Source organism: Agrobacterium sp. 33MFTa1.1 (assembly GCF_004328495.1).
GTDB classification, from domain to species: domain Bacteria; phylum Pseudomonadota; class Alphaproteobacteria; order Rhizobiales; family Rhizobiaceae; genus Agrobacterium; species Agrobacterium pusense.
On record NZ_CP036359.1, the window covers coordinates 1,308,954 to 1,335,331 of the forward strand.

23 protein-coding genes are annotated in these 26,378 nt (G+C 60.1%); 18 read left to right on the plus strand and 5 right to left on the minus strand.

The annotated features are described in order from the left end of the window. Positions 1–90 precede the first annotated feature (90 nt). The 6 genes from EYD00_RS19860 (at position 91) to EYD00_RS19885 (ending at position 6,670) form a co-directional block, all read left to right on the plus strand. Positions 91–1,278: a M24 family metallopeptidase gene (locus tag EYD00_RS19860; RefSeq protein ID WP_022563463.1), complete on the plus strand. Its 1,188-nt coding sequence runs from the start codon at positions 91–93 to the stop codon at positions 1,276–1,278. A 120-nt stretch (positions 1,279–1,398) separates the two neighbouring features. After that, positions 1,399–3,003 (plus strand): ABC transporter substrate-binding protein, encoded by a 1,605-nt coding sequence (locus tag EYD00_RS19865; RefSeq protein WP_004437852.1) that lies wholly within the window; start codon positions 1,399–1,401, stop codon positions 3,001–3,003. A 63-nt stretch (positions 3,004–3,066) separates the two neighbouring features. Beyond that, a complete protein-coding gene (locus EYD00_RS19870) occupies positions 3,067–4,074 on the plus strand; it encodes an ABC transporter permease subunit (protein ID WP_004437854.1) in 1,008 nt (335 codons plus the stop codon). Then, positions 4,071–4,985, plus strand: a complete 915-nt coding sequence (locus EYD00_RS19875) for an ABC transporter permease subunit (protein ID WP_004437857.1) — start codon at positions 4,071–4,073, stop codon at positions 4,983–4,985. Before EYD00_RS19870 ends, EYD00_RS19875 begins: the two co-directional genes overlap by 4 nt. Positions 4,986–4,988: 3 nt before the next feature. Continuing rightward, a complete protein-coding gene (locus EYD00_RS19880; RefSeq protein ID WP_051674350.1) occupies positions 4,989–5,828 on the plus strand; it encodes an ABC transporter ATP-binding protein in 840 nt (279 codons plus the stop codon). Continuing rightward, the gene (locus EYD00_RS19885) at positions 5,825–6,670 is read left to right on the plus strand and encodes an ATP-binding cassette domain-containing protein (protein ID WP_022563465.1); all 846 of its coding nucleotides are present in this window, start codon (positions 5,825–5,827) and stop codon (positions 6,668–6,670) included. The genes EYD00_RS19880 and EYD00_RS19885 overlap by 4 nt, the downstream gene beginning before the upstream one ends. Positions 6,671–6,721: 51 nt before the next feature. Here EYD00_RS19885 and EYD00_RS19890 read toward each other — a convergent pair whose 3' ends face one another. Next, on the minus strand, positions 6,722–8,191 hold the full coding sequence (locus tag EYD00_RS19890; protein ID WP_034500228.1) for a mannitol dehydrogenase family protein: 1,470 nt from the start codon (positions 8,189–8,191) through the stop codon (positions 6,722–6,724). A gap of 104 nt (positions 8,192–8,295) precedes the next feature. After that, positions 8,296–8,970, minus strand: a complete 675-nt coding sequence (locus EYD00_RS19895) for a GntR family transcriptional regulator (RefSeq protein WP_022563467.1) — start codon at positions 8,968–8,970, stop codon at positions 8,296–8,298. A 280-nt stretch (positions 8,971–9,250) separates the two neighbouring features. Here EYD00_RS19895 and EYD00_RS19900 point away from each other — a divergent pair, with 280 nt between their 5' ends. Beyond that, complete coding sequence (locus tag EYD00_RS19900; RefSeq protein ID WP_022563468.1) at positions 9,251–10,369, plus strand: mandelate racemase/muconate lactonizing enzyme family protein; 1,119 nt, start codon at positions 9,251–9,253, stop codon at positions 10,367–10,369. Positions 10,370–10,556: 187 nt separating this feature from the next. Here EYD00_RS19900 and EYD00_RS19905 read toward each other — a convergent pair whose 3' ends face one another. Together EYD00_RS19905 and EYD00_RS19910 are read right to left on the minus strand one after the other, a co-directional pair. Further along, positions 10,557–11,579 (minus strand): LLM class flavin-dependent oxidoreductase, encoded by a 1,023-nt coding sequence (locus EYD00_RS19905; RefSeq protein ID WP_034500268.1) that lies wholly within the window; start codon positions 11,577–11,579, stop codon positions 10,557–10,559. A 133-nt stretch (positions 11,580–11,712) separates the two neighbouring features. Continuing rightward, entirely contained in the window at positions 11,713–12,630 is a 918-nt protein-coding gene (locus EYD00_RS19910) for a LysR family transcriptional regulator (protein WP_004437871.1), read from the minus strand. A 212-nt stretch (positions 12,631–12,842) separates the two neighbouring features. Here EYD00_RS19910 and EYD00_RS19915 point away from each other — a divergent pair, with 212 nt between their 5' ends. The 11 genes from EYD00_RS19915 to EYD00_RS19965 all read left to right on the plus strand — a co-directional run bounded on the left by EYD00_RS19915 (position 12,843) and on the right by EYD00_RS19965 (position 25,669). Then, the gene (locus EYD00_RS19915; RefSeq protein WP_004437873.1) at positions 12,843–14,051 is read left to right on the plus strand and encodes an ABC transporter substrate-binding protein; all 1,209 of its coding nucleotides are present in this window, start codon (positions 12,843–12,845) and stop codon (positions 14,049–14,051) included. A 25-nt stretch (positions 14,052–14,076) separates the two neighbouring features. Then, positions 14,077–14,862, plus strand: a complete 786-nt coding sequence (locus tag EYD00_RS19920) for an ABC transporter ATP-binding protein (protein WP_022563471.1) — start codon at positions 14,077–14,079, stop codon at positions 14,860–14,862. 1 nt (position 14,863) lies between these two features. Further along, on the plus strand, positions 14,864–15,565 hold the full coding sequence (locus EYD00_RS19925) for an ABC transporter ATP-binding protein (RefSeq protein WP_022563472.1): 702 nt from the start codon (positions 14,864–14,866) through the stop codon (positions 15,563–15,565). Positions 15,566–15,567: 2 nt separating this feature from the next. Further along, positions 15,568–16,455 (plus strand): branched-chain amino acid ABC transporter permease, encoded by an 888-nt coding sequence (locus EYD00_RS19930; protein ID WP_004437878.1) that lies wholly within the window; start codon positions 15,568–15,570, stop codon positions 16,453–16,455. A 1-nt stretch (position 16,456) separates the two neighbouring features. Further along, positions 16,457–17,464 (plus strand): branched-chain amino acid ABC transporter permease, encoded by a 1,008-nt coding sequence (locus EYD00_RS19935; RefSeq protein ID WP_006698062.1) that lies wholly within the window; start codon positions 16,457–16,459, stop codon positions 17,462–17,464. A 73-nt stretch (positions 17,465–17,537) separates the two neighbouring features. Continuing rightward, positions 17,538–19,133: a GMC family oxidoreductase gene (locus tag EYD00_RS19940; RefSeq protein WP_006698061.1), complete on the plus strand. Its 1,596-nt coding sequence runs from the start codon at positions 17,538–17,540 to the stop codon at positions 19,131–19,133. Between the two features lie 13 nt (positions 19,134–19,146). Beyond that, a complete protein-coding gene (mmsB, locus tag EYD00_RS19945; protein ID WP_022563473.1) occupies positions 19,147–20,031 on the plus strand; it encodes a 3-hydroxyisobutyrate dehydrogenase in 885 nt (294 codons plus the stop codon). Then, positions 20,028–21,983, plus strand: coding sequence for an acetoacetate--CoA ligase (locus EYD00_RS19950; RefSeq protein WP_022563474.1), 1,956 nt, complete (start codon positions 20,028–20,030; stop codon positions 21,981–21,983). Before mmsB ends, EYD00_RS19950 begins: the two co-directional genes overlap by 4 nt. A gap of 4 nt (positions 21,984–21,987) precedes the next feature. Beyond that, positions 21,988–22,773: a 3-hydroxybutyrate dehydrogenase gene (locus tag EYD00_RS19955; protein ID WP_004437889.1), complete on the plus strand. Its 786-nt coding sequence runs from the start codon at positions 21,988–21,990 to the stop codon at positions 22,771–22,773. 124 nt (positions 22,774–22,897) lie between these two features. Next, complete coding sequence (locus EYD00_RS19960; protein ID WP_022563475.1) at positions 22,898–23,239, plus strand: hypothetical protein; 342 nt, start codon at positions 22,898–22,900, stop codon at positions 23,237–23,239. Positions 23,240–23,332: 93 nt separating this feature from the next. Continuing rightward, positions 23,333–25,669, plus strand: a complete 2,337-nt coding sequence (locus EYD00_RS19965; protein ID WP_006698058.1) for a glucose/quinate/shikimate family membrane-bound PQQ-dependent dehydrogenase — start codon at positions 23,333–23,335, stop codon at positions 25,667–25,669. Positions 25,670–25,745: 76 nt separating this feature from the next. Here the strand turns inward: EYD00_RS19965 and EYD00_RS19970 are convergent, their stop codons facing one another. Further along, positions 25,746–26,246 carry a YciE/YciF ferroxidase family protein gene (locus tag EYD00_RS19970; protein ID WP_004437899.1) on the minus strand — a complete coding sequence of 167 codons (501 nt, stop codon included), beginning with the start codon at positions 26,244–26,246 and terminating at the stop codon, positions 25,746–25,748. Between the last annotated feature and the right edge of the window lie 132 nt (positions 26,247–26,378).

The following is a 26,378-nucleotide window of genomic DNA, read 5'->3' on the forward strand; positions in this document are numbered from 1 at the left end:
GCCTTCCCCCTGTGGTTAAGCATGGGCAAAAGAACGCTTGGGAGGTGCCGGCACGCCAGTGTCCGTGCGCCCGAAGGCGGCGGGGAGAGAATGGCAGACTTTCAAGAGGCGCTGAAGCAGTTTCAGCCGATCGCGGTTTCATCGATCGCTGAAGACGAGCTCAGGTTGCGGTTGCGTGGCCTGCAGGCGCGAATGACCCAGCAGAACATCAAGGCGGTCTGGCTCGACGCTTCGTCGTCGCTGACTTATTATACCGGTCTGTCGCTTGGCCTTTCCGAGCGTATTCACGGTGCTCTGGTGCCGGCCGAGGGCGAGCCGATCTATATAAGCCCGACCTTCGAGGAACCGAAACTCCAGACCCTGATCCGTATCCCCGGCGCAGTCGCCACCTGGGAAGAGGATGAAAGCCCGTTCGACCTGATGGCAAGGCGTATCGGTGCGCTGGCCTGTGCAGGTCACTTCGTCGCCATCGATCCGGCTACGCCCTTTGTTTTTGCATCCTCGCTCATGCAGCGTCTGGAAGGCCGCATCATTTCCGCTCAGCCGTTGATTGTCGCCCAGCGGCAGGTCAAGTCTGCAGCGGAGATCGCCCTCATTCAGACAGCGATGGACGCGAGCTATAATGTGCAGAAGGCCGTGTTCGAAGGCCTGCGTCCCGGCATCTCCACCACGGAAGTCGCGGATTTCGTCAATGCCGCCCATATTGCCCTTGGCATGAAGCCGCTTTTTGTGGCGGTGCAGTTCGGCGAGGCGACGGCCTATCCGCATGGCGTGCCCCATGTGCAGACGCTGAACCAGGGCGACATGGTGCTGGTCGACCTCGGTGGTATTCTTCATGGCTATCGTTCCGATATCACCCGTACCTATGTCTTTGGCAAGCCAACGGAACGGCAGCGTTTTCTCTGGAATGCCGAACGTGACGCACAGGCCGCGGCCTTCGCTGCCGCCCGCGTTGGCGCCGCCTGTTTCGAGGTGGACAAGGCCGCCCGGGACAGTCTGAAGGCGGCCGGATTTGGCCCGGATTATCAGCTTCCCGGTCTGCCGCACCGCACGGGTCACGGGCTTGGGCTGGATATTCACGAAGAACCCTATATCGTTGCAGGAAATGCCACGGCGCTTGAGCCCGGCATGTGTTTTTCCATCGAGCCGATGCTGTGCGTTTATGGGGAATGCGGCGTTCGTCTCGAAGATATCGCTTACATGACGGAGGCAGGGCCGCGCTGGTTCTGCCCACCGGAAACGAACCTCGACCGGTTGTTTCAGCCGGTCGCCGGGTAATTGGTCGGGAGGCAAAGACCGAACGGCGAGACGGGCATCCCCGTGCCGCCGCTGACCAGAAGAAGGTAGGCCCCTGGAGGGGGCCGCAGGAACTCAGAAAAAGAGGGAAAGGACCATCAGATGAAAATGCTGACCCGCAGTTTGCTTATCGCTTCTGCACTTGCGATGACTTCCGCCATGCCAGCCATGGCGAAGACCTTCGTTTACTGCTCCGAGGCATCGCCGGAAGGCTTTGATCCGTCGCCTTACACCGCCGGCGGCACCTTCGACGCTTCCGCGCATCCGGTCTACAACCGTCTGACGGAGTTCAAAAAGGGCACGACAGAAGTAGAGCCGGGCCTTGCGGAAAAGTGGGACGTTTCCAAGGATGGTCTCGAGTACACTTTCCACCTGCGCAAGGGCGTCAAGTGGCACTCCAACGACAAGTTCACGCCGAGCCGCGAATTCAACGCTGACGACGTGATCTTCAGCTACAACCGCCAGGGCGACGCGAAGAACCCGTGGAACCAGTATATCGCAGGCATCACCTACGAATATTACAACTCCATGGAAATGCCGTCCCTGATCAAGGAAATCGTCAAGGTCGACGATTACACGGTCAAGTTCGTGCTGACCCGCCCGGAAGCGCCGTTCCTCGCCAACATCGCCATGCCTTTCGCCTCCATCGTGTCGAAGGAATATGCCGATACGCTTGAGAAGGCCGGCACCAAGGAAGACTTCAACAATCTGCCGATCGGCACCGGTCCGTTCAAGTTCGTCGCCTATCAGAAGGACGCGGTCATCCGCTTCCAGAAGAACGCCGACTACTGGGGTGAAGCCCCGAAGATCGACGACCTGATCTTCGCGATCACGCCTGACGCTGCGGTTCGCCTGCAGAAGCTGAAGGCTGGCGAATGCCACCTGATGCCATACCCTGCTCCGGCTGATCTCGCGACCATCCGCGCCGACAAGAACCTCAAGCTCGATGAACAGCCGGGCCTGAACGTCGCTTACTTCGCCTACAACACGACCGTTGCACCTTTCGACAAGCCGGAAGTCCGCAAGGCGCTGAACATGGCGATGAACAAGCAGGCGATCATCGACGCCGTGTTCCAGGGTGCAGGCCAGGTTGCCAAGAACCCGATCCCGCCGACGATGTGGTCCTACAACGACAGCATCAAGGACGATGCTTACGATCCGGAAGCTGCCAAGAAGGCTCTCGAAGCCGCTGGCGTCAAGGATCTGTCGATGAAGATCTGGGCGATGCCGGTGCAGCGTCCTTACATGCCGAACGCCCGTCGTACCGCCGAGCTGATCCAGTCGGATTTTGCGAAGGTCGGCGTCAAGGCCGAGATCGTCTCCTTCGAGTGGGGTGAATATCTCAAGAAGTCCACCGAAACGAAGCGCGACGGTGCCGTCATCCTCGGCTGGACCGGCGACAACGGCGACCCGGACAACTTCCTTAGCGTTCTCCTGTCCTGCGCCGCAACCGGTGAAGGCGGTGCGAACCGTGCACAGTGGTGCAACAAGGAGTTCTCGGACCTCTTGGCCAAGGCAAAGCAGACCACCGACGTTGCCGAGCGCACCAAGCTTTATGAGCAGGCACAGGTGATCTTCAAGGAACAGGCTCCGTGGGCGACGCTTGCGCACTCCACGCAGTTCGTTCCCATGTCCGCCAAGGTTTCCGGCTTCACCATGAGCCCGCTTGGCGACTTCACCTTCGAAAACGTCGACATCGCGGAGTAATCCCCGAACAACCGGACGCGCGGAAGAACCCTGTTCTTCCGCGCGTCTTTTCAGGAAAAAGCCATGATCCGGTTCATTCTCGGCAAACTTCTCTATCTCGTTCCGACCTTCCTCGGCATCACCATCGTTGCCTTCGCCTTCGTGCGCGTCCTGCCGGGCGATCCCGTGCTGCTGATGGCGGGCGAGCGTGGCATTTCGCCCGAACGGCATGCGCAGCTTGCCGAACAGCTCGGCTTTGCCCAGCCCGTGTGGCAGCAATATCTTCATTTCCTGGGACGGCTGCTTCAGGGCGATCTCGGTAATTCGCTGGTCACCAAGAAGCCGGTTCTCACCGAGTTCCTGTCGCTCTTTCCCGCGACGGTCGAGCTTGGTCTCGTCGCCATCATCATCGCAACGCTGATTGGCGTTCCGGTCGGCGTGATCGCCGCTATTCGCCGCGGCTCCTGGTTCGACCAGATTTCCATGACGACGGCGCTCGTCGGCTTCTCCATGCCGATCTTCTGGTGGGGTCTGCTGCTCATCATCATGTTCTCCGGTATCCTGCAATGGACGCCGGTTTCGGGCCGCATCTCGCTGATGTATTTCTTCCCCTCCGTCACCGGTTTCATGCTGATCGACAGCCTGATTTCGGGACAGAAGGGCGCCTTCGCCTCGGCCTTTTCGCATCTTATCCTGCCCTCGGTGGTGCTTGCCACCATTCCGCTTGCCGTCATTGCGCGCCAGACGCGCTCGGCCATGCTGGAGGTTCTCGGCGAGGATTATGTGCGCACGGCCCGCGCCAAGGGCATGTCGCCTTCCCGTGTCGTCGGCATCCATGCGCTGCGCAACGCCATGATCCCCGTCATCACCACCATCGGTCTGCAGATCGGCGTGCTGATGGCTGGCGCCATCCTGACCGAAACCATCTTTTCCTGGCCGGGTATCGGCAAGTGGATGATCGATTCCATCTCGCGCCGCGACTATCCGGTCGTGCAGAGCGGCCTGCTGTTGATTGCGGGTCTGGTGATGATCGTCAACCTGCTCGTCGACCTGACCTACGGCCTCATCAATCCAAGGATCCGTCACAAATGAGCGATGTGACCACAGCTCCGGTCGTCAGGCTTTCTGACGCCGCCATCCGCCGCCGGATGATCGCCGATTTCTGGTTCTATTTCCGTCAGAACCGTGGTGCCGTCATCGGCCTTGCCGTGTTTATTCTCCTCGTGCTGGTCGCGGTTTTTGCGCCGCTGATCGCGCCGCATGATCCAACCCAGCAATATCGCGATGCGCTGCTGGTGCCGCCGGTCTGGCAGGAAGGCGGCCGGGCCGGCTTCTTCTTCGGCACGGACGCCGTCGGGCGTGACATGTTGTCCCGTCTGATATACGGCGCGCAATATTCGCTGTTCATCGGCATCGTTGTCGTTTCCATCGCGCTCATTGGCGGCATTGTCATCGGTCTCATTGCCGGCTTTTTCGGCGGCTGGGTCGATACCGTCATCATGCGTGTGATGGACGTCATCCTGGCGTTCCCATCGCTGCTTCTGGCGCTGGTGCTGGTCGCGATCCTTGGGCCGGGGCTCACCAACGCGATGATCGCCATTGCCATCGTCTATCAGCCGCATTTTGCGCGTCTGACGCGTGCAGCGGTCATGAGCGAGCTTCGGCGTGAATATGTCACGGCCGCGCGCGTGGCCGGTGCCGGCAATCTCCGGCTGATGTTCAAGACCATCCTGCCGAACTGCCTTGCACCACTGATCGTACAGGCAACGCTTTCGTTCTCGTCTGCGGTTCTCGATGCGGCCGCACTCGGCTTCCTCGGCATGGGCGCTCAGCCGCCTGCCTCCGAATGGGGCACGATGCTGGCGGAAGCGCGTGAGTTCATTCTGCGGGCCTGGTGGGTTGTTACCCTTCCCGGCCTGACGATCCTGATCTCGGTGCTTGCCATCAACCTGATGGGTGACGGGCTGCGTGATGCGCTCGATCCCAAACTGAAGCGGAGCTGAGATATGAGCCTGCTGAAAATCAAGAACCTGACGGTGAAATTCGCCACCGCCACCGGTGCCTTCACCGCCGTCGACGGAATTGATGTGTCCGTGGACAAACACGAAGTGCTGGCCATCGTCGGTGAATCCGGTTCGGGCAAATCGGTATCGATGCTCGCCGTCATGGGCCTGCTGCCCGATACGGCGACGATTACCGCCGATGAGATGCTCTTTGACGGCATCAATCTGCTGGCCATGTCGCCGCAGGAGCGCCGCAAGCTGATCGGCCGTGAGATCACCATGATCTTCCAGGAGCCGGTCGCCTCGCTCAATCCGTCCTTCACGGTCGGTTTCCAGATCGAGGAAGTGCTTCGCCTCAATCTCGGCATGAGCGGCGCTGCCGCACGCGCCCGCGCGCTGGAGCTATTCCGTGCTGTCGGTATTCCCGATCCGGAATCCAAGCTCAAGGCCTATCCGCACCAGATGTCGGGCGGGCAGTGCCAGCGCGTGATGATCGCCATTGCGATTGCCTCCAAGCCGCGTCTCCTGATCGCCGACGAGCCGACGACTGCGCTCGACGTGACGATACAGAAGCAGATTCTCGACCTGCTGATGAAGCTGCAGGAAGAATATGGCATGGCGCTGATCCTCATCACCCACGATATGGGCGTGGTTGCCGAGACCGCCGATCGTGTCGTCGTGCAATATAAGGGCCGCAAGATGGAGGAGGCGGATGTGCTGAGCCTCTTCGAAGCCCCGCAGCATCCCTACACCAAGGCATTGCTTTCGGCCCTGCCGGAAAATGCCACCGGCGACCGTCTGCCCACCGTCTCCGATTTCTTCGGCAAGGAGGGCGTTCGATGAGTATCGTGGTTGAAGGCAAGGGCATTACCCGCGACTATCACGTTCCCGGCGGCCTGTTCGGCGGTGCGAGAATGGTGCAGGCCCTGAAGGGCATCGATTTCGCCGTCGAGCGCGGCAAGACGCTCGCCATTGTCGGTGAATCCGGCTCGGGCAAGTCGACGCTGGCTCGCATCATTGCCCTCATCGATCCGGCTTCCGGCGGTGAATTGAAGATCGATGGCCAGCCGGTCGATATCGCCAGGCGCCGTCCCGGCACGGAAATGCGCTCCAAGGTGCAGATGGTGTTCCAGAACCCCTATGGCAGCCTCAATCCGCGCCAGAAGGTGGGTGACGTGCTGATGGAACCACTCATCATCAACACGAAGATTCTTGCTTCCGAGCGCCGCGAGCGGGCTGAAGCCATGCTCGTCAAGGTCGGCCTTGGTCCTGAGCATTTCAACCGTTATCCGCACATGTTCTCCGGCGGCCAGCGCCAGCGCATCGCCATTGCGCGTGCACTGATGCTGAACCCGGCGCTGCTGGTGCTGGACGAGCCGGTCTCGGCACTCGATCTTTCGGTGCAGGCACAGGTCTTGAACCTGCTGCGCGATCTGCAAGAGGAATTCGAACTGACCTATGTCTTCGTCAGCCACGATCTTTCCGTGGTGCGTTACATTGCTGATGACGTGATGGTCATCTCCAAGGGCGAGGCGGTGGAGCAGGGCACGCGCGAGGAACTTTTCGCCGATCCGAAGCACCCCTATACCCGTCAGCTCTTCGCCGCGACCCCAATCACGGATGTCGATGCCATTCGCGCCCGCGTGGAGCGCCGCAAGGCGGCGAGACAGTCTGCAACAGCCTGACGGTTGACGAAAGAGGTTGGGAGCAGGCCGGATTTCCGGCCTGTTCTTTTTTCAGGACTTCAGGAAACGCCCAATTGCCGCCAGGGCGCCCTGCTCGCGACTGTTGCGATAGGCGGCTTTCAGGGCCAGGACAAAGGTTTCGGTGGCGGGCAGGTCGCTGCCAAAGGTGCGTTTGAAACCGAGGAAGCGGTCGACCACCGCATCCGGAGCCATCGCCAGTTGATCCGGCGCATCCCATTCCCTGAAGGCGGGGTCGAGAATGGTGATCGGCTGCCCCTTTTCATCTTCCTCTGCACAGGACCTGATCCACAGCGCGACGGCAAAAATGACCGCTCCGCACTCAGCCTTTTCCGCCAGCAATTCTCGTAGTGGTGAAAGTATCCGCAGCGGCACTTTCTGCGACGCATCGGAGGCGATCTGCATGGTCTTGTGCTGCAATGAGGGATTGGCGAAACGCTGCCGCAGGCCGGCTGCGAATTCAGAACCATTGACGGCAGGATCCAGCGTCCGTCCGACCTCACGCCAATAGACGTCGATGAAGTCGCGCACGGTCTTTTCAGCCCAGGCATCGGCCACCGTCGCAAGGCCGGCAATCTGGCCGATGGCGGCGATGGCACTGTGGGAGCCGTTCAGCATCCTCAGCTTCATATGCTCGTAAGGTTCGACATCATCGACGAATTCCACGCCCGATTTCTCAAGCGCCGGTCTGCCATGAGGAAAACGGTCTTCGATGACGAAACGGAAATAAGGTTCCGCAACGACCGGCCATGCATCGCTGAGGCCGAGTGCGGCCGAAATCGCATCCCGGTCCGCATCCGTGGTGGCGGGAACGATACGGTCCACCATCGAGCAGGGGCAGGCAATATTGGCTTCGATGAAGGAGGCCAGTTCCTGATCCGCAAGGCTCGCGAATTCCAGCAGCAGCTTTCGCAGCATGTGGCCGTTGGCGGGCAGGTTGTCGCAGGACAGCAGCGTCAGCGGCAGGGAGCCTTCGGCACGTCTGCGCCGGGTCGCTGCAAGGATGAAGCCGAAGATCGAGCGCGGCCGCTCCGGGTTTTCGAGATCGTGGACGATATCGGGATGGTCGCGCAGCAGGCTGCGGGAGGCGAGATTGGTCAGGTAACCCTTTTCCGTCACGGTCAGGGTCACGATGAGAACGCGCGGGTCGGCCATCCGCTCCACCAGTCGCTCCGGGTTTTCCGGGGCGACGACGGTTTCAAGAATCGAGCCGACGATGCGCAGGCGCTCGCTTTGGCCATCGCGAAGGCAGAAGGTGTAGAGATTATCCTGCGGTTCGATGGCGTCGCGGGTGTCCGGGCTGCGCAGCGATGCGGCGACGATGCCCCATCCTGTTTCGCCGCGATTGAGGCAATCGTCGATGAAAACCGCCTGATGCGCCCGGTGAAAGGCGCCGACGCCGAGATGCACGATGCCGGGCGTGATTTTCATGCGCTCATAGGCAGGGGTCGTGACCGTGTGCGGCAGGCGGGGCAGGGTTCTAGCGGAAAGCCGGTCCATCATCAGCACAAAATCCCCCTGGCGAATGAGATGGTTTCGGCTCGCGCTGATGGAATTGCGACCCCGGGGTTTTCGCGCATGCAGTCCTCCACTTGTCTTTTAATTGATCAGGCGCCGGCCTCTTTGAACAGTCGGACCTGACGCAGCGTGTTCTGGCGGCTGCGCTCCAGGTGCCGCCACAGCGCATCGATGATCTGGGCCTTGCTGCCGGCGGCAATGGCATCGGCAATATTCTGGTGCTCCTCGACCGAGCGGGCGTAATCACCGAGGATCGAGACGAAGACCGTGTGGGTCTGGTCTAGAATGCGCTCATGCGAACCGGAAATGACCGGAATGCGCGCCGCTGCGACCAGGGTCGCGTGGAAACTGCGGTCGTAAAAAAGCGCTTTCGACAATTCATCCAGCGTCGAGCCTTTGGCGAAGGCGCGGTGTTTGTCGAGGCTTTCCAGCAGTGCTACGTGCAGCGTTCCGTCCAGCTGCCCGGCATCGAAGGCCACTTCAACCGCACCTTTTTCAAGCAGCATCCTGGCCGCGTATAGTTCCTCCACATCCTCGACCGTGAAGTCGCGCACCACCATTCCGCGCCGGGACGAACTGACCACCAGCCCATCCGCCTCGAGTTTCAGGCAGGCTTCCTTGACCGGCGTCGGGCTGATGCCGAGATCGGCGGCAAGTTCATTTGGCAGCAGACGTTCGCCGCCGCGCAATTTGCCGCTGACGATGCGTGCGCGCAGTTCCCGGTGCGCCTGTTCGGCGAGCGTGACTTTGACGAGTGTGTTCATGCCCACATCATCGCCCAGCTTTGCTAAGCAGGCAATGATCGAATATTAAAAATAAAAAATTTTTTATTTTACAAAATCCGTTTTTCTGTTAGCTCTGTCTGCCATCGGAAGCCGGCTGCCGGAGGAGGGCGGTCCGGCAATCCCCTGACGGTTTGACTCCTGCAACCATTGGACGCGGGAGATAACACGATTTCACCCGCCCAGTCGGCAAAGCGTGTTTCATAAAGGGACTTCCGGCTTTCCTCCCCAGAAGCGTTCAAGCATCGAGGAATGACCGATCATGAAAATTACCGCCGTCGAACCCTTCATCCTGCACCTGCCGCTGACATCGGACTCCATTTCCGATTCCACCCACAGCATCACCCATTGGGGTGTTGTCGGCGCAAAGATCACCACCAGTGACGGCCTCGAGGGCTATGGTTTCACCGGCACCCATGCGCATCTGGCGTCGGACAGGCTGATCACATCCTGCATCAGCGATTGTTACGCGCCCTTGCTTGTCGGCGAGGATGCGTCGGAGCATTCACGGCTTTGGATGAAGCTCGCTCGTTATCCCTCACTCCAATGGGTCGGCAGGGCTGGCATCACCCATCTGGCGTTAGCTGCGATCGATGTGGCTCTCTGGGACCTGAAAGCGAAAAAGGCAGGCGTGCCGCTGTGGCACTATCTCGGCGGCGCACGCACGGCGGCAGTGGAAGCTTATAATACCGATATCGGCTGGCTTTCCTTCTCGTTGGACGATTTGCTTGCAGGCAGCTCAAGGGCGGTGGAGGAAGACGGTTTCACCCGGCTGAAAATCAAGGTCGGGCATGACGACCCGAATATCGATATCGCCCGGCTTGCTGCCGTCCGCAAACGCGTCGGCTCATCCATCCGCATCGCCATCGATGGCAACGGCAAATGGGATTTGCCCACATGCCAGCGCTTCTGTGCGGCAGCGAGGGATCTGGACATCTACTGGTTCGAGGAGCCGCTGTGGTATGACGATGTGACGAGCCATGCCCGGCTGGCGCGCAATACCACTATCCCGATTGCGCTAGGCGAGCAGCTTTATACGGTGGATGCGTTCCGTTCCTTCATCGATGCCGGCGCCGTCGCTTATGTCCAGCCGGATGTAACACGGCTTGGCGGCGTCACCGAATATATCCAGGTTGCCGATCTGGCACTCGCCCATCGCCTGCCTGTCGTGCCGCATGCCGGCGAGATGAGCCAGGTGCATGTGCATCTGAGCTACTGGCATCCGGCGTCGACCATTCTCGAATATATTCCGTGGATCAAGGATCATTTCGAAGAACCGATCCAGGTGCAGGATGGTGTCTACAAACGGCCTGAGCAGCCGGGTGCGAGCACCACGCCGCTGGCGGAGAGCTTCGCGCGTTACGGCAAGGCGCTGAACTAGAGCAGCGGTATACAGCCCGGATTTTAACGGAGGGAAGCACGTCCTCCGTCATGCCGGACTAGATCCGGCATCCAGCCACGGCGCGTCTACGCCGTAAAAAGACTCTTTCGCGATCAAAGACTTGATCGCGCTGGACCCCGGATCAAGTCCGGGGTGACGGCGTGTGGATGATACGATTTTTCCAGATTTAGCGCCAGCCAAGTGCCGGCGCTACCTGCTTCAGGATGGTTTCGATCACATGGGCGCTGTAATCGACGCCCAACTGGTTCGGCACGGTCAGCAGCAGCGTGTCAGCTTCGGCGATGGCTTCATCGGCCTTCAGCTGTTCGATCAGCTTTTCCGGTTCGGCGGCATAGCTGCGTCCGAAGATCGCACGCGTCTTGTCGTCGATATAGCCGATCTTGTCGTCGCCTTCGTTACCGTAACCGAAATAGGCGCGGTCGCGATCATTGACGAGGGCGAAGATGCTGCGGCTGACGGAGACGCGTGGCTCACGCGCATGTCCGGCCTCCTTCCAGGCTTCCCGGAACGTGCGGATCTGCTGCGCCTGCTGGACGTGGAAAGGCTCACCGGTTTCGTCCGTCTTCAGCGTGGAGCTTTGCAGGTTCATGCCAAGCTTTGCCGCCCACACTGCCGTTGCATTGGAGCTCGAGCCCCACCAGATGCGCTCGCGCAAGCCTTCGGAATGCGGCTCCAGCCGCAGAAGACCCGGCGGGTTGGGGAACATCGGCCGCGGGTTCGGCTCGGCAAAGCCTTCGCCCTTCAAAAGCTCGAGGAAGACCTCGGTGTGCTGACGCGCCATATCTTCTTCGCTCTGGCCCTCGGCCGGGCGATAACCGAAATAACGCCAGCCATCGATGACCTGCTCCGGCGAGCCCCGGCTGATGCCGAGCTGCAGGCGTCCACCGGCGATGAGGTCGGCCGAACCGGCGTCCTCCACCATGTAGAACGGGTTTTCGTAACGCATATCGATGACGCCGGTGCCGATCTCGATCTTTTTCGTGCGGGCGCCGACGGCGGCCAGAAGCGGGAAGGGTGAGGCCAGCTGACGGGCGAAGTGGTGCACACGGAAATAGGCGCCGTCAGCCCCCAGTTCTTCTGCGGCCACGGCGAGGTCTATCGACTGCAGCAGCGTATCGGCTGCCGAGCGGGTCTGCGACTGGGGGGAGGGCGTCCAGTGGCCGAAGGATAGGAATCCGATCTTTTTCATAATGACCTTCCAGATTTGGAGGATGTCCGCTAGTGCAGCGACATCGTTGTTGTCCCTCATATAAGCAACGGCGCAGATCCTCCAACCTGCGAGACGAAGACAGGGTGTCGCCGAAATGTGAACGATCGCGACTTCAGACCATGATGCCGCGCTTGAGAATAAAGAGCTTTTCGTGGGCGCGCGCGGTGGTGAGGATGAAATCCATCAAGGAGCGCACCCGTGGCACATTGGCAAAGTCCTGATGGCTGGTGAGCCAGTAACCTCGCCGCAGCTCGACCTCACCCGGAAGCACCATCTGCAAATCCGGAAAGCGCGCGGCGATGAAATTCGGCAGGATGCAAAGCCCTCGGCCACCAAGCGTGGCGGTCAGTTGCGCAAAAATGCTCGAAGACTGGAAATTTGGCCGCAGGCCCGGAAGCACATCGCGCATGTAATCGAGGCCGGGTGAAAAGATCAGATCCTGCACGTAGCCGATGAAGAAGTGGTCGAGCAGGTCTTCCCGCTTCGTAATTTTCGGCTGTCCGGCGAGATAGGACCGTGAGGCGTAAATATGCAGCGTGTAATCGATGATCTGTTCATTGATATAGGGACCGGCCTTCGGCGGATCGAGCGTGACAGCCACATCCGCCTCCTTTCGGGAAAGCGCCATGATCTGCTGGATCGTCACCATTTCCACCATGATGTGGGGATGGGTGGCGGCGAAGTCCTTCAGCCTCTCGACGAAGAAAAAATTGGAAAAACCTTCGGGAGCGCTCAGGCGCACAACGCCGCGCAGCAGGCTGCCGCTTTCGGAAATATCCGATTGCAGCCGTTCAGCCTCTGCCTCTATGCGCTCGACGGTATCGACCAGTCGCCGCCCCACCGTCGTCAGCTCATACCCGCGCGGGTTCCGCTCGAAGAGCTTGGTTTTAAGCGAAAATTCCAGCCGGTCGATATGGCGGGAGACGGTGGCGTGGCTGGTGCGCAGGCTTCTGGCGGCGGATGAGAGCTGTCCGGTGCGGGCCACGGCCAGGAAATATTGCAGGTCGTCCCAGGTGAAAGGGGTGGCCATAATTGTCTCCCATCAAGAGTTCTGTTCAAAAATGAACAGTTCCTGTTCGCAATTTGATGATGACACGCTCTTGTGTCAACGGCCGAATTCGAGAAGTCTACGCTTAGGATGCGCCGCTTTGAGGAGGGCGGTGCGGCCATTCATGTGCAGGGTTTCGGTTCACCGCTGCACAGACAATCTGAGGCTCGCAATCATCTCTGGGAGGAGAAGTCATGCGCAAGAGTATCGTTTTATCCACGGCCATGGCACTGGCCGCCGGCACCGCCGCTTATGCCGCCGAGATTTCGGACGGCAAGGTCAAGATCGGTATCCTGAACGACCAGTCCGGCGTTTACGCCAATTTCGGCGGCAAATACTCCTATGAAGCCGCGAAGATGGCGGTTGAGGATTTTGGCGGCAAGGTGCTTGGCGCGCCCGTGGAAGTGGTAACGGCTGACCACCAGAACAAGGCGGATGTCGCCTCCAACATTGCCCGCCAATGGTACGACACCGAACAGGTCGATTCGATCATGGAACTGACCTCGTCGTCTGTCGGCCTTGCCGTGCAGGCACTTTCGAAGGACAAAAAGAAGATCACCGTCAACACCGGTGCTGCCACCACCGAGCTGACCGGCAAGCAGTGCAGCCCTTATGGTTTTCATTGGGCCTATGACACCTATTCGCTGGCTGTCGGCACCGGTGGCGCACTCGTCAAACAGGGCGGCGACAGCTGGTTCTTCCTGACAGCCGACTATGCCTTCGGTTATTCGCTGGAAGAAAATACGTCCAATTTCGTCAAGGCTAACGGCGGCAAGGTGCTTGGCTCCGTCCGCCATCCGCTCGCAACCACCGACTATTCGTCCTTCCTGCTGCAGGCGCAGTCTTCGGGCGCGAAGGTTATCGGTCTTGCCAATGCCGGTCTCGACACCTCCAACGCCATCAAACAGGCTGCGGAATTCGGTATCGTTGCAGGTGGCCAGCGCCTTGCAGCGCTTCTCTTCACGCTTGCAGAAGTCCATGGCCTCGGCCTTGAGGCAGCTCAAGGGCTGACACTGACGGAAGGTTTTTATTGGGATCGCGACGATGAATCGCGCAAGTTTGGTGAGCGCTTCAAGGAACGCACCGGGGCCATGCCGAACATGGTTCACACCGGCACCTATTCCGCTGTCTTGCATTATCTGAAGGCGATCGAAAAGGCCGGCACCGACGATGCGGACGCCGTCGCCAAGGCCATGAAGGAAATGGCTGTCAACGACGTCTTCGCCAAGGACGGCCATGTGGCCGCCAACGGCCGCATGATCCACGACATGTATCTCATGGAAGTGAAGAAGCCGGACGAAAGCAAGCAGCCGTGGGATTATTACAAGGTACTTGCCACCATCCCCGGCAAGGAAGCCTTCATGGACCCCGCAAAGAGCGGTTGCCCGCTGGTAACGCAGTAAAGAAGAATAAAAAGGGGAAAGCTTGATGACGATCGCTCCCGCCCTTGCCGGGCAGGCCGAACCTCGCGTCGTTCTTTCGGCGCGCGGTCTCTCCAAGACCTTCGGCGCATTCGCGGCCGTGAAAAACGTCGATCTCGACGTCCACCATGCCCGCGTGCATGCGCTTATCGGTCCGAACGGTGCCGGCAAAACCACGGTTTTCAACCTGTTGACCAAGTTTCTCCAGCCGACAGGCGGGGCGATCACCTTCATGGGAACGGATATAACAAAAACGCCACCGGACAAGGTGGCGCGTCTCGGCCTCGTCAGGTCTTTCCAGATATCGGCGGTGTTTCCGCATCTGACAGTTCTGGAAAACGTGCGGGTGGCATTGCAGCGGCCCAACAGCCTTGCAACGCAGTTCTGGCTGCCGCTCTCTTCGCTGGACAGGCTGAATGCACGCGCCGAGGAGCTGATCTCCATGGTGGGCCTCACGCGGGAAAAACACGCGCTTGCGGCCGATCTGTCTTACGGCCGCAAGCGGGTTCTCGAAATCGCTACTACGCTGGCGCTTGATCCCAAAGTTCTGCTGCTGGACGAGCCGATGGCGGGCATGGGTGGAGAAGATGTCTCGCATGTGGCCGAGCTTATTCGTGAGGTGGCAAAGACCCGCGCGGTGCTGATGGTCGAACATAATCTGAAGGTCGTGGCCGATATCTGCCATCACGTTACTGTTCTGCAGCGTGGAGAAATTCTGGCTGAGGGCGATTATGCCACGGTTTCTGCCGATCCGCGCGTGCGCACGGCCTATATGGGCACGGAGGAGGCTTGATATGGCGGCGATGCTCGAAGTCTCCAACCTGAAATCCTGGTATGGCGAAAGCCAGGCGCTGCACGGCGTCGATCTGACGGTCGGCGAGGGCGAAACCATCACCATTCTCGGCCGCAATGGCGTGGGCAAGACCACGACCTTGCGAACCATCATGGGCATCATCCGCAACCGCAAGGGCGTCATCAAGCTCGGCGGCAAGGATCTTATGCCGGTGCCGCTGCATCGTACGGCGAAATACGGCCTCGGTTTCGTGCCGGAGGAGCGCGGCATCTTCGCGACCCTGAGTGTTGAGGAAAACCTGAAGCTGCCGCCCGTCGTCGCGTCCGGCGGCATGACGCTCGATGAAATCTACGAGCTGTTTCCCAATCTTTACGAACGCCGCACCAGCCCCGGCACGAAGCTCTCCGGTGGCGAGCAGCAGATGCTGGCCATGGCGCGCATCCTGCGCACCGGCGTCAAGGTGCTGCTGCTGGATGAGCCGACCGAAGGGCTTGCCCCCGTCATCGTACAGCGCATTGGAGAGGTTTTGCAGAAGCTGAAGAGCCGCGGCATGACCGTGGTTCTGGTGGAGCAGAATTTCCGGTTTGCGAGCCGTATCGCCGATCGCTTCTACCTCATGGACCACGGCCAGATGGTCGGGGATTTTCCGGTGGCGGAGCTTTCCGCCCGCATGGGGGAGCTTAACAAGGTGCTGGGGGTTTAACCATGACGATGATCTTCGGCGTTCCAATTCAGGCGCTCCTCGGGCAATTGCTGGTCGGCCTTATCAACGGCTCATTCTATGCGCTGCTGTCACTTGGGCTTGCTGTCATCTTCGGGCTGCTGCGCGTCATCAATTTTGCCCATGGCGCGCAATATATGCTCGGCGCTTTCGTCGCCTTTCTCGGCCTGCAATATTTCGGCATCAATTTCTGGGTGGCGCTCATCGTCACGCCGCTCGTCGTCGCGCTGTTCGGGGCGATCATCGAACGTTTCCTTCTGTCGCGGCTTTATGATCTCGATCCACTCTATGGTCTGCTCTTCACCTTCGGCCTGGCGCTGGTGGTGGAAGGCACGTTCCGGTGGCTTTACGGCGCGGCGGGCCAACCCTATTCGGTGCCGCGCGAACTCGCAGGCGGCACCAATCTCGGCTTCATGTTCCTGCCGAACTACCGCGCCTTCGTCGTCGTGATCTCGCTGATCGTGTGCATCGCCACCTGGGCCTTGATCGAAAAGACGCGTCTCGGCTCCTATCTGCGCGCCGCGACGGAAAACCCGACCCTTGTGCAGGCTTTCGGCATCAATGTGCCTGTTCTGTTGACGCTCACCTACGCGCTCGGCGCCGGCCTTGCGGGTTTCACCGGCGTTCTCGCCGCCCCCATCTATCAGGTCTCGCCGCTGATGGGCACAAACCTCATCATCGTCGTCTTTGCGGTGGTGGTCGTTGGCGGCATGGGCTCGATCATGGGCGCCATCGTCACCGGCTACATGCTCGGTATCGCCGAGGGCCTCACCAAGGTGTTCTACCCTGAGGCCTCCAATATCGTCATCTTCGTCATCATGGCCTTTGTGCTGCTCATCCGCCCCGCCGGACTCTTCGGAAAGGACGCCTGATATGTCCAAAGCCACCCATAGCCCGACAGCCGGCGCAATGCCGCGGACGGAAGTATCGACGACGGCAGCAACCATCAAGACGGTGCTCATTCTGGCCGGGCTTGCCATTCTCATCGCCGCGCCGATGTTCGTTTATCCGATCTTCCTGATGAAGCTTCTCTGCTTTGCGCTCTTTGCCTGCGCCTTCAATCTGCTGATCGGTTATACCGGGCTGCTTTCCTTCGGCCATGCGGCATTCTTTGGCGGCGCCGCCTATTTCACCGCCTATTCCGTGAAGGAATGGGGTGTCACACCGGAAATTGGTCTGGTCATCGGCATGGCCGGTGCCGCTCTCCTCGGCCTTGTCATCGGCTTTTTCGCCATTCGCCGACAGGGCATCTATTTCGCCATGATCACACTCGCCTTGTCGCAGATGTTCTATTTCTTCTGCCTGCAAGCGCCGTTCACTCATGGAGAGGACGGCCTGCAGGGCGTGCCGCGCGGCCATCTCTTCGGTATTCTCGATCTCAATGGTCCGCTCAATATCTATTACACGGTGCTTGCCGCCTTCGTGTTGGCGCTGCTGGTCATCTGGCGTTTCGTCAATTCGCCGTTCGGCATGATCCTGAAGTCGATCCGTGAAAATGAGCAACGCGCCATTTCACTCGGCTATAGCGTGCAGCGCTACAAGCTCGGCGCCTTCGTCATGTCGGCGGCGCTCGCCGGGCTTGCTGGCGGGCTGAAGGCGCTGGTGTTCCAGTTCGCGACGCTGACAGACGTGACATGGCAGATGTCCGGTGAAGTGATCCTGATGACGCTGCTCGGCGGCATCGGCACCATGATCGGCCCGATTTTCGGCGCAGGCCTTGTCGTGACCCTGCAGAACTATCTCGCGACCTCGGACTTCCCGGTCACCATCATTACCGGCCTCGTCTTCATGGCCTGCGTTCTGGTGTTCCGTCGCGGTCTGATCGGTGAATTTTATGCTTCCCGGCTGGGGCGGAAACTCGGCTTTCAGCACCGCAGCTAGCCAATTTTGAAAACACCTGAAAAGCCTCCCCGCGTTCGGGACAACGCGGCAAGGATGGCGTGTGGAGAAGAGAATGGGCGAATATGACTATATCGTCATCGGAGCGGGGAGCGCCGGATGCGTTCTCGCCAACCGCCTTTCGAAAGACCCGAACAACCGCGTGCTGCTTCTAGAAGCGGGCGGCAACGACAACTACCACTGGATCCATATTCCGGTTGGTTATCTCTATTGCATCAACAATCCACGCACGGACTGGTGTTTCAAGACGGCGGAAGAGCCTGGCCTGAATGGACGCGCGCTGATCTATCCGCGCGGCAAGGTACTGGGCGGCTGCTCCTCCATCAACGGCATGATCTATATGCGCGGGCAGGCACGGGACTACGACGTCTGGCGGCAGCTTGGCTGCGAAGGCTGGGGCTGGAACGACATCCTGCCCTATTTCCTGAAGTCTGAAGATTTTTATCGCGGCAAGAGTGACCTGCATTCCAGCGGGGGCGAGTGGCGTGTGGAAAAGGCCCGCGTGCGCTGGGATGTGCTTGATGCCTTCCAGAAGGCGGCAGGAGAAGCGGGTATTCCCGCGACTGACGATTTCAACCGCGGAGACAATGAAGGGGCCGGTTACTTCGATGTCAACCAGCGGGCGGGCTGGCGCTGGAACACGGCGAAAGCATTCCTGAAACCGGTGCTTGGCCGCAAGAACCTCACCGTTTTGACCAAGGCCCATGTCAAACGGCTCATCATCGAAGAAGACCGGGTGACGGGTGTCGAATTCCATCATGACGGCGTCCTGAAAAAAATGCGGGCGCGGCGCGAAACCGTGCTGTCCGCCGGCGCAATCGGCTCGCCGCATGTTCTGGAGCTTTCCGGGGTCGGCCGTGGGGATGTGTTGCAGGCTGCCGGTATCGATACGGTGGCGGAGGTCCAGGGTGTGGGCGAGAACCTGCAGGACCATCTGCAGCTGCGCATGGTCTACAAGGTCTCCGGTGTTCTGACGCTCAATGAGCGGGCCTCGACGCTCTTCGGCAAGGCGCGGATCGGCCTGGAATATGCGCTGACGCGCTCCGGGCCGATGTCCATGGCGCCGAGCCAGCTCGGTGTCTTCACCCGCTCTTCTCCGGAAAAGGAAACCGCTGATCTGGAGTATCATGTGCAGCCGGTTTCGCTCGACAAGTTCGGGGATCCGGTTCACACTTTTCCCGCCATAACGGCAAGCGTCTGCAATCTGCGGCCGGAAAGCCGTGGCTCAGTGCATGTGAAAGGACCGGATTTCGCCATGCAACCGGAAATCCGCCCGAACTACCTTTCCACTGAAGGCGACCGGAAGGTGGCCATAGATGCCATGCGGCTGACGCGCCGCATCGTCGCCCAGCCGGCCTTTTCCCGCTTCAGGCCGGAGGAATACCGGCCCGGCCCCTCCTTCGAAAACGACAATGATCTTGCCAAGGCGGCAGGTGATATCGGCACCACCATCTTCCACCCTGTCGGCACGCTGCGCATGGGGTCGGATATGGAAAGTGTCGTTGATGCGCGCCTGAAGTTCCGCCGCCTCGCCGGGCTGCGCGTCGCCGATGCCTCGGTGATGCCGCGCATTACATCCGGAAATACCAATTCGCCGACGATCATGATTGCCGAAAAGGCCGCCGACATGATCCTTGCGGATAATCGCTGAAAGGAACCTACCGATGAAGACCATCGCTTTTCTGGGGCTGGGACATATGGGCCTGCCGATGGCCGCCAATCTCGTCAAGGCGGGTTATGCCGTCAGGGGATACGATCTTGCCGAAGCGTGCCGTGCAGCGGCAAAGGAGGCGGGCATTCCGGTTGCCGCGAATTCTGCCGAAGCAGTCAACGCGGCTGATGTGGTCATCACCATGCTGCCCAAGGGCGAGCATGTCGTTTCGGCCTATGGCGATCTGATTGGTAAAATCTCTGCCGGAACGCTCCTTATCGACTGCTCGACCGTGGATATGGCAAGCGCATTGAAGGCGCATGAACTGGCCGCTTCCGCCGGCTGCCCTTCGGTCGACGCCCCCGTTTCCGGCGGCACGGGCGGTGCGGTCGCCGGCACCCTGACCTTCATGTGCGGTGGTGAGGCGGAGGCTTTTTCGGCGGCGAAGCCGCTGCTGGAAGCCATGGGCAAAAAGATCGTGCATTGCGGCAAGGGCGGCAACGGGCAGGCGGCCAAGATCTGCAACAACATGATCCTCGGCATTTCCATGATCGCGGTTTCCGAGGCTTTTGTGCTCGGCGAAAAACTCGGGCTTTCGCACCAGGCGCTGTTCGATGTCGCCTCCACCTCTTCCGGGCAATGCTGGTCGCTCACCACCTATTGCCCGGTGCCGGGTCCGGTGCCGACATCACCCGCCAACAAGGATTACCAGCCCGGATTCGCCGCAGCCTTGATGCTCAAGGACCTGAAGCTTTCTCAGGAGGCGGCCAATGGTGCTGACGCCTCCACACCGCTCGGTGCTGCTGCGGCAGCGCTTTATGAGAGCTTCGTTGACGACGGGCAGGGCGGGCGTGATTTTTCCGCCATCGTTGAAATGCTGCGCGGGAGCAGAGCATGACAGCCGCCGCGCCATCTGACATTCTGTGGGTGTCGCCGGAAGAGAGGGTGAAGCGCTCGGCGCTTTTTGCCTTCGCGACAAAAACCGGAAAGATACACGGGCAGGCCGCCGATGATTATGCCGGCCTGCTGCGCTGGTCGATCGACTCGCCGGAAGAGTTTTACGATGCGCTGTGGGACGAGCTCGGCATCATCGGCACGCGCGGCGACGTTGCGTTCAAGCCGGGCGCGACGATCCGGGAGGCTGAGTTCTATCCGGGCGCGAGGTTGAATTACGCCGAAAACCTGCTGCGCGATGCCGATGAGCGGTTGGCCATCATCGCCCATCGCGACGATGGTACAAGGCGCGAGATAAGCCGCAAGGGGCTTTACAACGCAGTGTCCCGCATGGTGCAGGCGCTCGTGCATGCCGGGGTGCAGGAAGGTGATCGCGTCGGGGCGATCGTCACCCATGATATAGAGGCGATCGTGGGATATCTGGCCGTGAGCGCCATCGGTGCCATCTGGTCGTCCTGCTCTCCGGATTTCGGCCCGGCAGGCGCTTCTGACCGCCTGTCTCAGATCGGCCCGAAAATCATCATCGCCGTGCCGGAATATGGTTATGCCGGTAAACGGATCGACGTCGGCCCGACCATCCGCGCCGTGGCGGAGAGTGCGGCCCCTGAAAAGATCGTTCTGATCGGTGAAACCGTTCCCGAAAGCCTTAGCGATCTGGGCTGCGTCACGCTTGCGGCTTTCGTTGCGCCTTATGCGGCGGGCGAGATTGTCTTCAACCGTCTGCCCGTCAAGGCGCCGCTGGTGATCCTTTATTCCTCCGGCACGACAGGCAAGCCGAAATGCATCACCCATTCCGGCGGCGGCCTGCTTCTTCAGCACATGAAGGAGCTGAAACTGCAATGCGATATCAAGGAGGGTGAGCGCTTTTTCTATTTCACCACCTGCGGCTGGATGATGTGGAACTGGCAGGTCTCCGGTCTCGCGCTCGGTACCACCCTCGTCACCTATGATGGCAATCCCGGCTATCCGACGCCCGGCCGGCTGATCGATCTCATCGACGCCGAAGGGATCGCCACGTTCGGCACGTCTGCGAAATTTATCGATGCATGCCTGAAGGCGGGACTGAAACCGCGGGAAAGCCATGATCTTTCATCGCTGCGAACAATTCTCTCCACTGGTTCGCCGCTCATCCCGCAATCCTTCGATTATATCTATCGCGACTGGAAGGCGGATGTGCATCTCGCCTCCATTTCCGGCGGCACCGACATCTGCGCCTGTTTCCTCGGCGGCAATCCCCTACAGCCGGTTCATCGCGGTGAATTGCAGGGCGCGATGCTCGGCATGGATATCGATACGCTTGACGATGAGGGCCGTTCCGTTCGCGGCGTTCCCGGTGAACTCGTCTGCCGGAATGCGCATCTGTCCATGCCGGTGAAATTCTGGGGCGATGAGGATGGTTCGCGCTATCAGGCCGCCTACTTCGATCGTTTCCCCGGCATCTGGGCGCATGGCGATTTCGCCGAACTGCGGCCCTCCGGCGGTTATGTGATCCATGGACGCTCGGACACGACGCTTAATCCAGGTGGGGTGCGCATCGGGACTGCGGAAATCTACCGGCAGGTGGAAACCGTGCCCGAAGTAGAGGAGGCCATTGCCGTTGGGCAGGATATCGACGGGGACCAGCGGGTCATCCTCTTCCTGCGCATGAAGGGTGGTGCTGCCTTGACGGAAGAGCTTGAAAAGACCATCCGCAGCCGCATCCGTTCGGGGGCGACGCCGCGGCATGTGCCGGCAAGGATCATTGCTGTCAGCGCTATCCCACGCACACGCTCCGGCAAGATTTCCGAAATCGCGGTGCGCGACACCATCCATGGTCGGCCGGTGAAGAATGCCGATGCGCTCGCCAATCCCGAAGCGCTCGAACTTTTCCGCAACCTGCCGCAGCTGAAGGACTAGGCCCATGGAGGATCAACCGAAAACCGTGCTTGTCACCGGTTCCACCAGCGGCATCGGACTTGCCATCGCCAGGCGTTTCGCCGAGGCGGGCTATCTGGTCGCTGTCCATGGCATAGAAACGGTGGAGGAGGCGACGCAGGCGCTGGAGGCTGTGGGGAAAGTGGCGCGGCAAAGACCGGCCTATTTCTCCGCCAACCTCGCGAACTATGAAGAAAGCGCGCATCTGCCTGAAAAGGTCATTGCGGAATTCGGCCATGTCGATGTCCTCGTCAACAATGCCGGCATTCAGAAGGTCGCGCCGATCGATGAGTTCGACTTCGCGGATTTTTCCCGCATCGTTGCCATTTCTCTCGACAGCGCCTTTCACACCATCCGCGCTGCTTTGCCGGGCATGAAGGAAAGAGGCTGGGGCCGCATCGTCAACATCGCTTCCGCGCATGGTTTGCGCGCGTCTCCCTTCAAGGCGCCCTATGTGGCAACCAAACATGCGGTGGTGGGACTGACGAAAAGCGTTGCGCTGGAGGTTGCCGAACTCGGCATCACCTGTAACGCCATCTGCCCCGGCTATGTCTGGACCCCGCTTGTGGCCGCACAGGTCGCGGATCAGGCGAGGGTACACGGCATGAGTGAGGAAGATGTGGTGAAAAAGGTGATGCTTGCGCCGCAGCCGACAAGACGCTTCATCCAGCCGGAGGAAATCGCCGAAATGGCACTTTATCTCGCTGGCGATATGGCCCGTTCCATCACCGGCACCACCATTTCCATCGATGGCGGCTGGACCGCGAAATAACCGAGAGGCCCGGACGCCCTCTTCCGGTAAGAGCCAGATTGCGCCATGTCGAATGCGCCGGCCCCTCGCGGGAACAAAACCTCTCCCTGTGGATTAGATTGACAGAGTTTAGGGAGTGAAAGACATGGCCAGAGAAAATACCAGCTATCTCGACGGTCGGGATGCTCCGAAAAAGGAGACGGCCACACGGGCACGGCAAGGATCGACAGGACGTCCGGTTCTTGTCATTCTGATCGTCAGCGTGTTGTTAGCGCTGGTGGTCTGGGCTGTCGTGGAATACGCGGTTTTCGAACCGGACGAGAACCTGCCGCAAAATCCGCAGACGGAGAACGCCCCCGTCCCGCAGCAGCCCTCGGGTTCGGAAAGCTTCGACAACAATCCCGCGAACGGCCGTGCTTCGCCGCCGGCTTCAACGGAGCGAAACCCTTCCCCGCAGGACTCCACGGGGGCGCCGCAGAACCCGTGACGCAGATGCCATGATTTTTCGTGGCGTTTGAATGGAACCATATTGCTCCCGATTTCATTTCACACAAAGTGACAGGAATCGGGGGTTTCATTCATGGCAGTCACCGTCACTGCAGTTTTTCTCACGCTCATCGGCCTCGCGCTGTTCGGTTTCGGCTCCCAGCTGGTGATGCTTGGGGGCAGTTTTTATTATGTGCTTTCCGGACTGGCCTTTCTGTTGACGGCCGTTCTGCTCTTCAAGCGCAATCGCGCAGCACTTCACGTCTATGCCGTGTTCATTGTCGCAACACTTGCGTGGGCCGTCTGGGAAGTCGGTTTTGACTGGTGGCAGCTTGGCCCGCGCGGCGGTTTTATCATTGTGATAGGCCTCTGGCTCCTGGTGCCCTGGGTGAGGAAGCCACTCGGTTTTGCAAGCCCGACGGGGCTAAGCTATGGGCCGAATGCCTGGCCGCTGGCGCTTTCCGTTCTCGCTTCCATCGCGGTTGCCGGATATTCGATGGCACAGGACCCGCATGATCAGCCAGGGTCCTTGCCGCAGGAAACGGCGTCCGCGACGCCGGCCTATGGCGGCAACGTGCCTGATGGTGACTGGCATCAATATGGCCGCACGCCCTATGGGCAGCGTTATTCGCCGCTGACCCAGGTCAATGTCGACAATGTTTCGCAATTGAAGGAGGCGTGGCGTTACCAGACCGGCGACGTGAAGCTGCCGGACGATGTGGGCGAAACCACCTATCAGGTGACGCCGCTCAAGATCGGCAATACGCTTTTCATCTGCACGCCGCATAATTGGGCCATCGCCATCGATGCCGCGACAGGCAAGGAAAAATGGAAATACGATCCGAATGTCGGCCTCAATCCGGATCGCCAGCACCAGACGTGCCGCGGCGTGTCCTATTATGCCGAACCGGGTGCCGCGCCGGGAACGGCCTGCGCCGAGCGGGTCTATCTGCCCACGTCGGATGCACGGTTGATCGCGCTCGATGCCGCCACCGGCCAGGTTTGCACCTCCTTTGCCGATCAGGGTGTGCTGCATCTCGAGCAGGGCATGAAATATAATCCCGCCGGCTATTATTATTCGACATCGCCGCCCGTGATTGCTGCGGGCAAGATCATCATCGGCGGCGCGGTGAATGACAATTACTCCACGCAGGAACAGTCCGGCGTGATCCGCGCTTTCGATGTGAACAGCGGTGCGCTCATCTGGAACTGGGATTCCGGGAACCCGCAAAAGACCGAGCCGATTGCGGCCGGTGAGACCTACACGACCAACTCGCCGAACAGCTGGTCCGTCTTCAGTTATGACGAAGGCCTCGGGCTCGTTTATGTCCCGCTCGGTAATCAGGTTCCGGACCAGCTCGGCATGGGCCGCAGCGAGAATGTGGAGAAATATTCTTCCTCCATCGTCGCGCTCGATATCAATACGGGCAAGGATCGCTGGGTGCGCCAGACGGTTCATCACGATCTCTGGGACATGGATGTGCCGGCCCAGCCGGTGTTGCTCGACATAACCAAGGATGGTCAGACCGTTCCTGCGCTCGTCGGGCCAACGAAGCAGGGGGATATCTACGTTCTCGACCGGCGCACCGGCGAGCCGCTTCTGCCGATCACGGAGGAGCCAGCCCCGGGCGGTGCGATCCCCGAGGACTTCACCTCGCCGACGCAGCCGACAACGGCCCTCTCGTTCAAGCCGGAGCCATTGCAGGAAAAGGACATGTGGGGCGTCTCCATGTTCGACCAGCTCGCCTGCCGCATCCGCTTCCATCAGCTGAACTACAAGGGCCGCTACACCCCGCCGTCACTGACCGGCTCGATCATCTATCCCGGCAATTTCGGCACCTTCAACTGGGGCAGTGTGGCTGTGGATCCTGAAAGGCAGGTCATGTTCGGTATGCCGACCTATCTCGCCTTCACCTCCCAGCTCGTCCCGCGCGATCAGATTCCGCCCAAGGGTCAGGACGAAAAGGGCAGCGAGCAGGGTCTGAACCGTAATGACGGTGCGCCCTATGGCGTTTTCATGGGGCCGTTCCTCGGCCCGCTGCAGATTCCCTGCCAGGCGCCGCCGTGGGGTTATGTCGCCGGCGCGGACCTGCGCACCGGGGATGTGGCCTACAAGCACAAGAACGGTACGGTCTATGACATGACCCCGCTGCCGCTCCCCTTCAAGGTGGGCGTGCCGGGAATTGGCGGACCGATGATCACCAAGGGCGGCGTAGCCTTCCTGGGTGCCGCAGTGGATAATTATCTGCGGGCCTATGACCTCACCACCGGCAAGCAGCTCTGGGAAGCGCGCCTGCCCGCCGGCGGTCAGGCAACGCCGATGACCTATGCACTGGAAGACGGCAAGCAATATGTGGTGATGGTTGCGGGCGGTCACGGTTCCGTCGGGACCAAACCGGGCGACTACGTCATCGCCTACACCCTGCCGTAACCTTCAGGCTACGACGACAATAAAAAACCGGAATGGCTGACCATTCCGGTTTTTCTTTGAGCCGATGCGGATGGCGTCAGGCAGCCTTCTTCTCGGCCGCGGCGTTCACCGAAGTCTTGGCAAGCGCGGTCAGCGCGTCGTCGGTCTTCGACTCTTCCTTAAGAGTGGCATCGAGCAGCGATACCGCCTTGGTATGGCCGAGCTTTTCCGCCCAGGCCTTCAGCGTGCCGTAGCGGGCGATTTCATAGTGTTCGACCGCCTGGGCCGATGAGACGAGACCGGCGTCGAGGGCGGCGGTGCCCTTGAAATCCTCCATGATTTCCTCGCCCTCGGCGATAATGCCCTGGATGGCTTCGCAGGTCTTGCCCTGGGCGCGCTTGCCAATGATCTCGAATACTTCCTGCAGGCGCTCTACGTGGCCCTGCGTTTCTTCCTTGTGCTTTTCGAAAGCCTGCTTCAGCTTCGGGTCGGTCGCCGCCCGCGCCATTTTCGGCAGGGCTTTCAGGATCTGCCTTTCGGCGTAGTAGATGTCCTTCAGCGTGTCGTAAAACAGGTCGTCGAGTTTCTTCTCGGCCATTGGTCCTTCTCCCATGAAGTGGAAATGCACGATGTGCGCTCATGCGCACGGGAAACAAACTTTCAGCTGCTCCTATGGTTCCGGTTCGGTTGTACGCAACGTTTATATTGCTGTGCGGAACCATCGCGCCTT